We start from the raw sequence: 14,168 nt of genomic DNA, 5'->3' as shown, positions 1-14,168 counted from the left end.
CCTTATGAGCGAAAATAAGGACATTGCAACATGTTCGTAACAGCTGAATATTGTTAATCCTGAATAATTCAAAATTTTCTGAGCCATATGTCATATCCATACCAGATCAAATCTTACGAAGCATACAAGGAAGCATACAAAAAAAGTGTAGAAGATCCGGAGAACTTCTGGGCTGATATTGCCAATAATTTTCAGTGGAGAAAAAAGTGGGATAAGGTATTAGACTGGAATTTTACGGAACCTAAGGTTGAATGGTTTAAAGGTGCAAAGCTCAATATCACAGAAAATTGCATTGACAGGTATTTGCCTGAGATGGCCGATCAGCCTGCTATTATATGGGAACCCAATAACCCGGAAGACCGGGTAAGAGTTGTTACCTATGCACGCCTGCATAAAAGGGTTTGCCAGTTTGCCCAGGTACTAAAAAACCTTGGTGTAAAAAAAGGCGACAGGGTTTGTATATATATGGGCATGGTGCCAGAGCTTGCTTACGCTGTACTTGGTTGTGCAAGGATCGGTGCCATACATAGTGTAATATTCGGAGGTTTCTCCGCACAAAGTATTGCAGACAGGCTTGAAGACGCGAAAGCAGAATATATTGTAACCTGTGATGGCGCTTACCGCGGCGCAAAAGATATTCCTTTGAAGAGTATTATTGATGATGCGTTGATAGGAAATAAAGTGGTGAAAAAAGTAATTGTATATACACGTACAAGAACACCCGTATCTATGCTGAAAGGCAGGGATGTTTGGTGGGAAGATGAAATGGAACATGCAGAAGGGCAGGTGGAGAAGAACGGAACGGTTTCTTTTCCTGCTGAAGAAATGGATGCCGAAGATCCTTTATTTATCCTGTATACCTCAGGCAGCACAGGCAAGCCCAAAGGTGTGGTGCATACCTGCGGCGGTTACATGGTTTGGACCAACTATACTTTTGTAAATACATTTCAATACCAGCAGGGGCAGAAACATTTTTGTACAGCGGATATTGGATGGATCACCGGGCACAGCTATATTTTATATGGGCCGTTAAGTGCAGGAGCTACTTCTGTTATGTTTGAAGGTGTGCCTACCTGGCCGGATGCAGGAAGATTTTGGGAGATAGTGGATAAATATAAAATAGACATTCTGTATACCGCACCAACAGCCATTCGCAGTTTAATGAGCTACGGACTTGATCCGATAAAAGATAAAGATCTTTCTTCGCTGAAAGTGTTGGGTACGGTTGGGGAACCCATTAATGAGGAAGCATGGCATTGGTATGATGAAAACATCGGAAAGAAAAAATGCCCGATAGTTGATACATGGTGGCAAACAGAAACAGGCGGCATACTTATTACCAATCTTGCAGGGGTTACACCTGCAATACCTTCATGGGCTACATTGCCACTACCAGGCGTACAACCTGTGCTGGTGGATGACAGGGGGGTGGAAATAACAGAAAAAAATGAAGAAGGTTTGTACAAGGGAAATCTTTGTATGAAAGCCCCATGGCCTGGTATACTCAGAACAACTTATGGTGATCATGAGCGTTGCCGCACCAATTATTTTGCTACTTACGAAAATTTATATTTTACAGGTGATGGTGCGATGAAGGATGATGAAGGATTTTATCGTATTACCGGTAGGGTAGATGATGTATTGAATGTGAGCGGTCACCGCATTGGAACCGCGGAAGTGGAAAATGCTATTAATATGCACGCCAGCGTGGTGGAAAGCGCTGTTGTTGGATATCCCCACGATATAAAGGGGCAGGGTATTTATGCATATGTAATTGTTAGCAGCTTTCACGGAAGTGAGGATGAAACGCGCAAAGACATATTGCAAACAGTTTCCCGCATTATAGGGCCCATTGCAAAACCAGACAGGATACAATTTGTAAATGGCTTACCCAAAACAAGAAGCGGTAAAATTATGCGCAGGATATTGCGTAAAATAGCCGAAGGAGAAATAGAAAAACTGGGCGATACATCAACATTACTTGACCCGGGGGTGGTGGATGATATAAAGAAGGGGAAGGTGTAGAAGTGTATGAGAGAGAGGCATCACGGCGCAGTGGCAATGCAGCAATGGGTAATGTCTGTAATAACTTTTGAGAGTGCGTCAAAATCAATCCACGTTTTTCCGGGATATCGCCCGGATTTTCCCCGTAATATATTTGAAGAAGATTACATGCAGTTTTATTTATAAAAATGTTACTAATTATAAAACTCAATTAAACCCTCAATTTTAGCTTGTCTGACACTCCACAGGCTCATGGTTAAAAAAAGTTACTGGCTTTGTAACAATGCATAACGTAATCCAGAATAAAATTTGATTTCCAGCAAACGTAATTTTGCATTACGATCAATCATGAAAGAAACATTTGAATTGCCTGTGATTTATAAAAATGAAGCCCTTCTTTTCCCTGCCGAACTGCAATCTTACGGTTATAGTCACCGCATAATGGTAACATTGCCTTCGCAAACAATTATCCTTGAGCCTGGCGATGAACAATATTATCGCGCCATTGTACCTGAGCGTGAAAATATGCCGGATACTGAACTTATTAAAGCCATTGTTGAAACTGCAACAGCTTTGTTTACATCCTGAGTGAACTGCCTCTGTTATAAAAGGGAACCGTCAGAACTATGAAAATTTAATTTTAATTTTTTGTAGCCATTGCATAATCTCATCTTCTACAATACCATTAGCTTTTAACCCGGGAGAAGTAAAACGTACAGTTCTGTTTTTGCGTTGCTGATATATACATACGCGCCTCCGGTGTAAAACTCTGCAATATTTTCTGCTGTCTTTTTGTAGTACTGCTGTGGCTCGCTATCCGGAAAATCGGTTAACATATTGATATTCTCCATACAGCAAATTCAAAGGATAAATGATGTTAAAAGGACGAAATTATGCACCAGGCTCAGATACAGTATAACGGAAATAAAAACCGCTGATTCGCTCAGTTAATTAGTCTTGCAGTTCACAATAAGCTCAGTTCTATATATGGTGCTACCACTACCACAGCTAAGGCTGGCTAAAAAGCAGCAGCTCTCGATTTCAGAAAACAAAAAAACGCTGCCGTTTTATTTCCGGGAAAATAATGTCGGGCAATATGTATAACTACCTACCCCTAAAACCAACTGCGTAATAGTCTGTATGCCCAGGCTTAATATTTTTAGCAGCAACAAAATTATGGGATGATTATTTACTGAATGTTACGCATCAGGGAATTTAAGTAACGTATTTGAAAATTCAGCTTTTAAATGAACGTAAAAAAGCATTAAAATAGCGGCAGCAATGTACCGACCATATTTGAGACTTTGCCCATTTATAAAATATCGCTAAATTGAAAAAATTAATTAATCCTTCATCTAAGATTGCCTACCACTACCCGAACACATAGTTCAAAAAAATAGTGGCTTTATTGAAAGCAGCCGTATTACTGGAGATGCGATGTCTTTTTTCGACGAATATGCGGATGCCTACTATATATCTTATAACATAATGTCAAAATAAATATCCTGGATGCCTGATAATTTTTAACAGTTTCGACTAATAACATACATACAAGCATACGTCACCTTAATTAACTCCCATGAATATTAAGCAGCTATTTTTTTCTTTATTTACTACCGGTATTTCGGTTGTGGTTTTAGGGCAAAATCCAAGTCCTGCTGAGTTTTATTCCCTATTAAAATTAAATGACCAATTTTACAAATCTGGAATGTCAGATAGTATGTTTAATATTAGTCAGGAATTATTAGAGAAATCAATTTCGCTAAAAAATGACTCGTTCCAAACAATTTCATATAGAATTTTTGGCAACTACTATTTTCTAAAAAGTGATTATACCAAAGCAATCGAAAAATATTTAGCCGGGATAAAAATAGCTGAGAACAACTCTAAAATAGATCACCTACTACCACAATTATACAATAATATTGGATTCAACTATAGCATGTTAAACTACCATGATTTAGCTATGGAGTATTTAAGGAAAGGTGAACTTATTGGGAAGGAAAAAGAAAACAATCGATCTTTGACATATATATATGAAAATATTGGGCTTCTTTATTTAAGTTTGGAGGAGCCAGATTCTTCTCTTTATTATCTGAGTAAATCAGAAAATTCAAATTATTTATTTGGCAAGGAACGCAACGTTACCTCAAAGGATACGAATTATATCCGTGCTGCTATTTATATTGATTATGCAAAAAGCTATACACAACTATACCTTAGAGATTCGTCGTTAAGATTTTTGAATAAAGCAAAAAGTTATTTTGAAACAGCTATACAGTTTAGTCAGGAAACTGAAGATAACAGACATTTAGCCAGCTCATTCCATGAATACGGATATCTCTTTTTTAAGCTAAACTTATACGATTCATGCAAAAAATATGCTACCCAAAGTTTGCAACTTTCAACCAATTTTAAGTATATTGATTTGCTTATAAAAAATGCCGACTTACTTCAAAAAACATATAAGATTGAAAATAATCTGATCAAGGCATATCATTATTTGCAGCTCAAAGATAGCTGTAGCAGAATGCTTTCAGCATTAGATCAAAATAATCAACTTTTAGATTTAACTTTTACTGAAAAACTTAAAGACAGGGAAATTGCTCAAAAGCAAGAAGAAATAAAAAAGCTACGCCACAGAAATATTGAATTTTCCTTAATCGCGATCGGACTTGTAACTTTTGTAACAATTTTTCTCATGCTGAGCAGGACGTTTATAGTGAATCAATCATTTATAAAGTTTGTCGGACAAATAGGATTACTAATAGTATTTGAGTTTATAAATCTTTTAATTCATCCCACTTTAGAAAGCTTAACACACCACAATAGTTTTTTAATGCTATTGATTCTTGTGATTATAGCTGCTATCCTAATCCCCATTCATCATAAGCTTGAAAAATATGTTCGCGTACAATTAGTTGAAAAGAACAAAAAAATCAGGGAATCAGCTGCAAGGAAAATTTTGAAAGAATCAAAGAAAAAAATAAAACATGGTAATGACTAATTTAAACATACAGACATCTACCAACTATGAACGTTGTAGGAGCTCTTGCAACTTTTCCTGTTATACGCCTGTATTCCTACAAACAGGCTTTTTCGGAACAGGAATTCGTTTTCAGGATTTTTATCGGAATACTTTTCCAGTATTGTAGTTGGTATGATTAATACTTGAAAGTGTGTATATATGATGGCAACAATGTCAAGATTTATTTATGCAATATATATGATTGAGGGACAACAGGTGAAAACTGTTGTATCTTACTTATATCATTTTCTGGATTCATGATAATTATTGAACGATATATACTTGTCGGCTTGCTGATTTTCTTTCTCGCATTAACAGAACTAAGCTGGGGTAATACGCAAGTGATTTATAGCTTTGAAACCGCCAATAAGGCAGATACAGCCAGCGTGGATACATTGATACAACTTGCCGAAAGTTATTTGAGAACCGATATTAAACTTGCGGATAGCCTGGCTAAAGAAGCGTATAACCTGTTGCCAAAATCAGGCTATAACGAGATCCTGGCAAATTGCCTGCTGTTAATGTCTTACACAAGCAGTACCAATGGCGCACACGCAGAAGGGTTTGAGTATTGCCGTAAAGCCATCAGTATAAGCGAGACTATTAAAGATAAGCAGCTGATATCCCGCAGCTACAACCAATTATATCTCCTGCATTATCAAAAAGGCAATTATGACAGCGCTACTCTTGCAGCAGAGCAATCGCTAACTATTGCGAAGGAAATCAATTTTCAAACTATGCTGGCTCGTGGTCACCAAAACTTCGGGATACTCAACAGTATTAAAGGGCGTTATGCAGCAGCAATTGAAAACTTTCTCATATCAGAACAATATTATACAGAACTACAGGATGACTTAGCGCTGGCCATGTTACTTGGAAACCTGGGAGTAACTTTTGAGGAAATGGGTAATCGGGATAAAGCGTTGGAGTATATGCACCAGGAGCTTAACCTAAGCACTAAAATTAAAAATGAAAATCTTCAGGCCTGGTCAATGGTAAACCTGGGGTCTGTGCACAGTCAGTCAGGCCGATCCGATTCTGCTTTGCACTATTATGATCAGTCGCTCGAAATAGCCCGGCGGATCAACAATCATGATCTGATCATTACCAATCTCGACAATATTGGAAGTTATTATTCCGGGCAAAAGGCATACGAAAAAGCAACTATATTTTTGAAAGAGGCTTTTGCACTGGCGGAGGAAATGGGTTACAGCTATCAAAACGTATATACTTCCGGGCACATGGCTGAAAATTATCTCTCACAGAAAAAATTTGATTCTGCTTCATATTATGCAAAAAAACAACTCAACCTCGCCATTGATAATGAGTTGCTTTATGACCAAAAACTCGCATATTCCATTCTATCCAGAATTTACAGTGCACAGCAAGATTACGCGAAAGCATATGACGCCCTTGTAAGTCATACGGCTATCAAAGACTCGCTCTTTAATGCTGAAAAATCAAAACAAGCAGAAGAATTGCGTGAACGATACGAAGCAGAAAAAAAAGATAACACGATCATCCTGCTCCGTGAGCAACAGGAAGCCGCAACATTCAGGCGCAGGGCTTATGTGTTGGCCGGCACTTTAATTGCAGCGGTATTGCTGCCGTTATATTTCCGGGAACGTACAATCGGCCGCAAAAACCTTCGCTTGCTGGAAAAAGAGAAAGAGTTGGAACAGATGAAATCACGTTTCTTCTCCAACATATCACATGAGTTCAGAACTCCGCTTACATTAATATTGGGCCCCATCGAAACCATACACGCTTCAACCAGCGACCTTCAGATGATTAAACAATTGGGAATGGTAGAGCGAAGCGCCCGGCGGTTGCTCGGCCTCGTTGACCAGTTGCTCTATTCGTCTAAACTGGAATCAGGCAACCTTGAGATGAGTATTACTACGTTGGATATTGTTTCACTGGTGCGCGGGGTAACAACGAATTTCTCATCGATGGCAGCCGATAAACAAATTAACCTGAGCATTGATTCAGCTATTCAGCACCTGGTAATACCGGTTGACAGGGAAAAAATAGAAACCGTTATGATCAACCTGTTATCGAATGCATTCAAATTCACCAATGAGAACGGAAAAATAACTGTATCAATCCGTCTTGTTGAAAGGGAAGGTATATCCTGGTGTGATATACAGGTACAGGATACAGGTATAGGCATTGACGAAAAAGATATTCCGCACATATTCAACAGGTTTTACCAGGGAGCTGAAGCACAAAAGTCCCATTATGCCGGAAGCGGTATCGGCCTTGCTTTATCAAAAGAACTGGTTCGCCTGCACAATGGGGATATCGCTGCTTTCAGCAAGCCAGGCGAAGGCACCGAAATAGTTGTTTCATTACCCTTGCCGGAAAACCATGAAATGTTGCAACCGGCACAACAAATCACTCCCGGCTTTGATGAAGTTCAGGCAGTCCTGCCAGGCAACTCTTTGTCGGACGAAACAAAAGAAAAAGCGCCCCTTATACTGGTGATTGAAGACAATAAAGATGTAATGCTGTATGTAAAGGATATTCTGCATCATAAGTATACTATAGCAGAAGCTACCAACGGGGCAGATGGCATAAAAACGGCTAATGAAATCATTCCCGACCTGATTATAAGTGATGTTGTGATGCCGGAAAAGAATGGTTATGAAGTATGCGAAGCATTGAAAAAAGATGCAAGAACCAGCCATATACCGTTAATATTACTCACAGCTAAAGCATCGGTTGAGGATAAAATAATGGGACTGCAACAAAAGGCAGACGAGTACCTGATTAAACCATTTTCCCCAAAAGAACTGCTGCTACGAATTAGTAATCTGCTGGAGAGCCGGAAACTATTACAGGAAAAATACAGGAAAGAGCTAATACTGAAACCTAAAGACATTGTCATTCCTTCAATGGAAGAGGTTTTTTTACAGAGAATAATGCAGGTGGTGGAAGAACAGATGAGTGATGAAAACCTCAGCGTTGTTCACCTGGCAAAAGAAGCGGGCATGAGTCGTTCCCAGTTACATAGAAAACTGAATGCCCTTACCAATCAATCTCCCACAGCATTTATCAGGTCATACCGGTTGAACAAGGCGATGGAAATGATCAGACAAAATGCAGGCACCATTGCTGAAATCAGTTACAAGGTAGGTTTCAGTAGTCCATCTTACTTCAGCAAGGTTTTTTTACAGCAATATGGTATTACACCGGCACAGGCTAAAGCCGGTGATACATAATTCAGTGTAAGTCAGCAATGGCGCGACATTTTTGCTACTCTTTGCGACCTGTGTTATATAGCGCTGGCATGATATGTTGTTGCTTTGAAGCTATTAAATCATGCCAAAAGATGCTGTTATGAATTGTTATGCCTCCTCCTTCAAAACGATCAGCCTGGTATTAGCGGTCGTGTTTTGCTTTTCCTGCCAAAAGGATATGGTAAAACCAGATCCGGTTATAGTGGAGTTAAATGATCCCACTCCCGGCCAGGGCGGTTTCACCATAGTTGCCGATAATATAACAGAAACTGAAAATGGATACGAGTTTAGCGGAACATTGGGTACCAAAACAAGTGAAGACCTGGAATTTGAAATAGGAGAAGGCAGGTTTGAAGTAATAACGGGGCCGGGTGGAGTCGTTACTTCAATTTCCGGCACCACCATGGTAAAATTTCCTGATGTGGGATTATTCGGGGAAATGCTAAAAACATATGTATGGAAAGAGATAGAAGGTCATATAGAATACGAAACAGGCCAATATTATATTAATAACTATGGTACTGAAGTTCCCCTGAACCCGGAAACAAGATACTTGCGTTTCAAACTTTATAATGAATCAAGAGATGCGAAGTTTGAGTTAAGACATAAACTGAATAAGCTTCGTTATCATTTTAAGGAATTTTACCTGGATCCACTTGACCCCGCGATACTTTTGAAAGGGGAAATTTCGATGCCTGATTTGCCTTCTGAAATTGAAGGCAATGACGAAGCGGCAATATATTGGGAAACGGTTAGTCAAACTGCCCAGGAAGCAATAGGAGTATATGTACCAATGGTTGATATGCAGGCAATTGTTGGAATTTCAAACCAGGCCAGGTTCACCTCAACTCCCTATGATTTCAAAATCGCTAACAATGAGTATTTCATAAGTAAATATGGTTATAATAGTTTCGAAAAAGCTTCTTCTCATTTTTATCTAAGATTGGCAAACATTCCGATACCTCTAACCAAAGGTTTATTACAGGTTACCGGAGATATGTATATCCACATTCCTCAAAAAACAATTGTACCGGCTCCAGCATTATCAGTTGAGGATAATTATGATGCCATTCTGGATTATCTGAATGACAAACAGGATCATGGATACATGATAAATGTTACGGGGTCAATTGATCCATTGGCGAACCCTGTAGCTGATGGCATTTTTAACTCGCTTGCAAACTTGAATAATATTGTTGGAGTGGACGTTTTTAACGCTGACATAAACCTTGAACTAGTAAACGCTACTTTTCAATTTCAACGCCCTGGCTATAGGGCCATTATCAGTGACCCATCTCTTTCTTATCTGCGATTTGGAGGACAACAAAATGGCGTTTTATTAACTGATCTGTTTGGTGATGATATAAAAAAACACATTTTATTAGTCCCCATACCAGCGGTTTCCAACTTTTTTTACCTGAGTGTTGGTCCTGCAAAAGATAATTTTAGTATTTACCGGGAAGAAAGCGCCAGAATAGTCCTGCCATTTTATGGAGACCTTGATTTGGGGCTGGCATATTTTTATATCAACAAAGACAGCATTGAAATTGGCACCAACAGAGATATGGAGGTTGGTCCTTTTCATCTTAAAGGCGAAACCAAAGGCGTTTTAAGCAGGGAAAGGTGTACACTTACAAAAGTGGTTGACCACAGCTTTATAGTTGATGGGGTAGAATTAGGGGCCGCTAACCTAAACCTAAAGCTTGATAGTAAAGAGGGAATTACCATGCATGGTGATATTATATTGCCGTTCGGACTTGGAGAAGCAGCAATTACAGGAAGCTTTATCAACCAGAAAATAGCTTTTTCAGGAATGCTGAAAGCAGGTGTAGAGATTGATTTGGGAAATGGGTTTAGATTACCAACAGCGGATATGAAATTTTCAGTAAAACAGGGAGAAGGATTTGAACTGGAAGGTAAAGTGCAGGTTCCTTATGCAGGGTGGTTAAGCGTAAAAGGGAAACTCACTTCCGGGGACTTTCTGCTGGAAGGAGAAGCCAATGCCGGCATCATGTTGTTCGGCGCAACATCTCTTCCTCATGCCAACGGCATCATCAGTATTTCAAAGAAGAACGGAATTCATTTCAGCGGTATTTTTGATCTGCGGCCTTTTGGAAACAGGAAGCTGGAGGGATCTATAACCGCTACCGAAATTAACCTGGCAGGTAGTTTTAACGCTTCAGTACCTATCGGGGGGCATACTTTTACCTTTGCTAATGTTACCACAAGGGCCAATAACAACGGTGTGTCCATTACCGGCTCCATAGATTTGTATTTTGTAAGCGTTGCCCTAAGCGGTAGCTACCGTGGAGCGAATGACTTTACACTCACAGGACAGCATAATTACAATACTCCTCTGATAAAAACAACCCTGCGTGTAGTCGTTACAAATTCCAGCGTATCTATAACAGGTAGTGGCAAGGTGTATGGTTTATTAGGTAATGAACTATATAGTGGCGCTTTAAGATTCGTTCCGAACTGGGCAAATAAAACTGTTAGTGCTTGCTATACTGTATTAAATTCTGAAACCTGCATTCAATTGTAGTATGTTTATCACGCTCAAATCTTACCATATCTTCATCCGAAATAGTATCCACAAAAATTATGCAAGCTAATAGTTACTGCTGCAACAGGAGTTGCATGGAATAACATTGATTAATAAGATAAAATACAGATTACTATCCTGTGATCTCAAAAATCTGGTTGGCGATGTGTTATTTTTCCTTTGCATTGTTAATAGGCTATCGCATATTAAGAACTGGTTCCCTACATGAATCGATCCAGCTTTGTTTGATCTGCCACTGAAGATTCGTTATTTTGTCAGGCCCCATTACCATAAGTTTTCACCATCTGGTAAATTGAGAAAAAAATTCCATTTTGATATAAACACTACTAACGGGATGAGATTTTTGTATGCAGTATAATTTGTCTCATTTAGCTATGCCTTACCTGTCAATATTTTAGCCCTGTACAGCCAGGGCAAAATATATTTCTTCAATATGTACATACTCCATCTCTCTTTGCTTTGATCAAAAGGAAAGTATCCCATTGACGAACCCCGTCAATGTTTATTAAAATCCGCTGTATAATTTTGCGGTAGCAGTAAGTGTAAGTTTTCTTTCGGGGTGTTTTTGATTTTTTCAAACAGATTATGTAAGCTATTGCTCCGGGTTAAGGTTGCGCAGGCGACAGATGGCAAACAGGCTGTACAGCATTGCTGTATCCTGGGCTCTTTCGTGGCTACCGGCAAACAAATAGTTCTTTCTGCCCAGTGCCACCGGACGGATACTGTTTTCTACCAGGTTATTATCTATCTGCAATATGCCATCGCTCGTATATACGCATAGTTTCTCCCATCTCTTGAGTGTATAGGTAATTGCTTTCCCCAACGGACTTTGGGGAAGTGTTTTGGTCAAAAATTCCTGCATATTGCCGTGCATATTCTCAAGTATGGGTACGGCATACTACCCGCCGTATGCTTTTATTTGCTCCGGTGTATAATGGTGATCCCTGCACCATTCTTCTATTTTATACAATGATTGTATTTGGCTTAACAGCATCTGTCCATAGTATTTATCATACTGCAGGGCTTCAAAAAACTTTCTGCGTGCATGTGCCCAGCAACATAAAGTAGTTACACCTTCTACTTTGTCGAAGGTCTCGTAAGCATTATAGCCATCTGTTTGCAGGTAGCCTTTGAAGTTATGCAACATTGCCTTCGGGTATAAGGCTCCTCTGCCAGGCTGGTAATCGAACAATGCCAGTTTTTGCCCGGTATCGTAATATACCCAGTAGTATCCCTGGTGCGTAGTTCCTTTTTTGTCCTTATCTAAAACTTTTATGGTTGTTTCGTCTGCATTCAGGTAGCTGCTGTTTAAAACATCTTTACAATGCAGGTTGTATACTGGTTCTATAAGTGCAACTGCATCTTTTATCCAGCCCGATACCGTGCTGTGATTGATAGTAACGTTTTGTCGTCTAAATATTTCTAATTGGCGATATACCGGCTGGTGATCTACAAATTTGCTCACCAGTAAATGCGTAAGCAATGATGCGCCTGCAATAGACTTTTCTAATGGCATAGCGGGCAATGGTGCTATCACGCGCTTTGCGTTTAAGCCATAAGCGGACGGTTTTATATACTCAGGGCGGATAATTTGTTTTACATACAATTCACCGGGTTGATACTCCAACTGCTCGGTTACTTCTTTGCCTACTGACTTTAAGGTGCTTAGATCTTCATCTGGTTGTAACGTGGTTACCTCACGGCGAAGGCTGTCCGGTAATGGATTACGACCGGGGTGCTTTACAGCAAGTGCGGTCTGCTTTTTTTCAAATGATTTTTCAGCGTGGTTTTTATCACAGTATGTTTGTTGTTCTATATGCCGGCGCATCGATTCCGCCTTTGATTGATTTTGATTTTCCATCTGGCAAAGCTCGCACCTCTAAAATTTAAAGACAACATGGGATTGGACGAAGGGACACACAACAACAATATGACTTTGACGAGGGTGTAATGTATTTTTTATCCCCTAATCAGGTTTTAAGAGTTGAACAGAATCCAAATGAGATAATAAATCAAGAACGTTCGGGGTGGATTTTACTCATTCACCCTGACTTCCTTTGGAATACATCACTTGGAAAAACAATCAAACGATATGAGTTTTTTGATTACTCGGTAAATGAGGCATTGTTTTTACCGGACAAAGAAGAAAAAATACTAAACGATATTGTAGAGAACATCAAACAAGAATATCACGCTAATATTGACAGGTTTAGTCAAAACATTATTATTTCGCATATTGAAACATTGCTCAATTATTCTGAACGTTTTTACAATCGCCAGTTTATTACAAAAGACAAATCAAATCATCAAATCCTTGACCAATTAGAAAATTTGCTTACAAACTATTTCAACAACGAAGATTTGGCAACAAAAGGTTTGCCGTCAGTTCAATATATCGCAGGTACATTAAATATATCGCCAAAATATTTAAGCAGTTTATTGAAAATGCTGACAGGGCAAAGTACATAACAACACATTCACGAAAAGCTGATTAAAAAAGCAAAAGAAAAACTATCAACGACGTATCTTTCAATCAGTGAAATTGCTTATGAGCTTGGTTTTGAACATTCTCGATCATTTAGCAAACTATTCAAAAAAAAGACAAATCTCTCGCCTTTGGAATTCCGGCAATCATTTAACTGAAACGAAAGAATTGTGACTTATCAGATGGAGATGCCCGATAAAAAGCCCAGCACTCAACATAGGACGGGTTTGGCGTTAGGCATGATTAAATGCTTTGTATATAAGTTTTAAAAATGTAGTTTTTACCTGGCGCCATTGAATTTTCTTATAGTCATCGACTTCTTTCGTGTGCTCACTATTCAGGTCAATCACAATAGCATTGGTATTGAGCAATTCACGCCATTGCATACAGTTGCATTCCCTTACAAGCCCCCTATACTCGTAAAGCTACTCCCCTATCTCACAAACGCCATCGCCACACCACCATCAACATTCAATACATTACCTGTTGATTTATTCAGCAGACCGCCCACAAAAGCAAAACATGCATTGGCAATATCTTCCGGTAAAATAATTTCATTAAGCAATGTGCGGCCTGCATAGTATTTAGGCAGCTCTTCTACTTTAATACCATACGCTTTTGCACGACCTTCAGCCCAGCCGCCGCTCCATATATTACTGCCGGAAATCACAGCATCTGGATTTACTACATTCACCCTTATGTGATCTTTTCCAAGCTCGGCCGCATTCAGTCTTGACAAATGCAACTGCGCAGCTTTTGCAGAACCATAACCGGCATTATTCGGCCCGCTTACCAATGCGTTTTTACTTACTATATTCAATACATCACCACCCAGGTTTTGTT

Annotated in this window: 7 protein-coding genes and 2 pseudogenes; 6 read left to right on the top strand and 3 right to left on the bottom strand. The window is 39.3% G+C overall.

The annotated features are described in order from the left end of the window. Positions 1-87: 87 nt before the first annotated feature. The 5 genes from acs to DC498_RS24625 all read left to right on the top strand — a co-directional run bounded on the left by acs (position 88) and on the right by DC498_RS24625 (position 10,819). Positions 88-2,025 carry an acetate--CoA ligase gene (acs, locus tag DC498_RS24645; protein ID WP_116876790.1) on the top strand — a complete coding sequence of 646 codons (1,938 nt, stop codon included), beginning with the start codon at positions 88-90 and terminating at the stop codon, positions 2,023-2,025. Between the two features lie 327 nt (positions 2,026-2,352). Beyond that, positions 2,353-2,592, top strand: coding sequence for a hypothetical protein (locus tag DC498_RS24640; protein ID WP_116876789.1), 240 nt, complete (start codon positions 2,353-2,355; stop codon positions 2,590-2,592). A gap of 991 nt (positions 2,593-3,583) precedes the next feature. Next, on the top strand, positions 3,584-5,011 hold the full coding sequence (locus tag DC498_RS24635; RefSeq protein ID WP_116876788.1) for a tetratricopeptide repeat protein: 1,428 nt from the start codon (positions 3,584-3,586) through the stop codon (positions 5,009-5,011). 278 nt (positions 5,012-5,289) lie between these two features. After that, on the top strand, positions 5,290-8,256 hold the full coding sequence (locus DC498_RS24630; RefSeq protein ID WP_116876787.1) for a hybrid sensor histidine kinase/response regulator transcription factor: 2,967 nt from the start codon (positions 5,290-5,292) through the stop codon (positions 8,254-8,256). A gap of 100 nt (positions 8,257-8,356) precedes the next feature. Further along, a complete protein-coding gene (locus DC498_RS24625) occupies positions 8,357-10,819 on the top strand; it encodes a hypothetical protein (protein ID WP_133176973.1) in 2,463 nt (820 codons plus the stop codon). A 613-nt stretch (positions 10,820-11,432) separates the two neighbouring features. Here the strand turns inward: DC498_RS24625 and tnpC are convergent. Further along, positions 11,433-12,668, bottom strand: a pseudogene (gene tnpC, locus DC498_RS24615) (IS66 family transposase). 92 nt (positions 12,669-12,760) lie between these two features. On the opposite strand from tnpC, the pseudogene DC498_RS24610 reads away from it, so the two are divergent. Next, positions 12,761-13,483 (top strand): annotated as a pseudogene (locus DC498_RS24610) (helix-turn-helix domain-containing protein); the annotation flags it as partial. A 75-nt stretch (positions 13,484-13,558) separates the two neighbouring features. On the opposite strand, the gene DC498_RS26285 reads toward DC498_RS24610, so the two are convergent. Both DC498_RS26285 and DC498_RS24605 read right to left on the bottom strand, forming a co-directional pair. Beyond that, positions 13,559-13,711 carry a hypothetical protein gene (locus tag DC498_RS26285; RefSeq protein WP_165813952.1) on the bottom strand — a complete coding sequence of 51 codons (153 nt, stop codon included), beginning with the start codon at positions 13,709-13,711 and terminating at the stop codon, positions 13,559-13,561. 47 nt (positions 13,712-13,758) lie between these two features. Continuing rightward, positions 13,759-14,168, bottom strand: a 410-nt coding sequence (locus DC498_RS24605; protein ID WP_116876458.1) for an SDR family oxidoreductase, incomplete at its 5' end; no start/stop codon positions are given.

This window comes from Terrimonas sp. (assembly GCF_003075435.1).
GTDB lineage: Bacteria > Bacteroidota > Bacteroidia > Chitinophagales > Chitinophagaceae > Agriterribacter.
The sequence above is the reverse complement of the archived record's forward strand: the minus strand, read 5'-3'. Positions and strand labels throughout refer to the sequence as shown.

Bases quoted from the DNA above. Each gene is read 5' to 3' on its own strand.
- DC498_RS24630 (WP_116876787.1), top strand. From the start codon at position 5,290: ATGATAATTATTGAACGATATATACTTGTCGGCTTGCTGATTTTCTTT.
- DC498_RS24635 (WP_116876788.1), top strand. From the start codon at position 3,584: ATGAATATTAAGCAGCTATTTTTTTCTTTATTTACTACCGGTATTTCG.
- DC498_RS26285 (WP_165813952.1), bottom strand. From the start codon at position 13,711: ATGCAATGGCGTGAATTGCTCAATACCAATGCTATTGTGATTGACCTG.
- DC498_RS24625 (WP_133176973.1), top strand. From the start codon at position 8,357: ATGCCAAAAGATGCTGTTATGAATTGTTATGCCTCCTCCTTCAAAACG.
- acs (WP_116876790.1), top strand. From the start codon at position 88: ATGTCATATCCATACCAGATCAAATCTTACGAAGCATACAAGGAAGCA.
- DC498_RS24640 (WP_116876789.1), top strand. From the start codon at position 2,353: ATGAAAGAAACATTTGAATTGCCTGTGATTTATAAAAATGAAGCCCTT.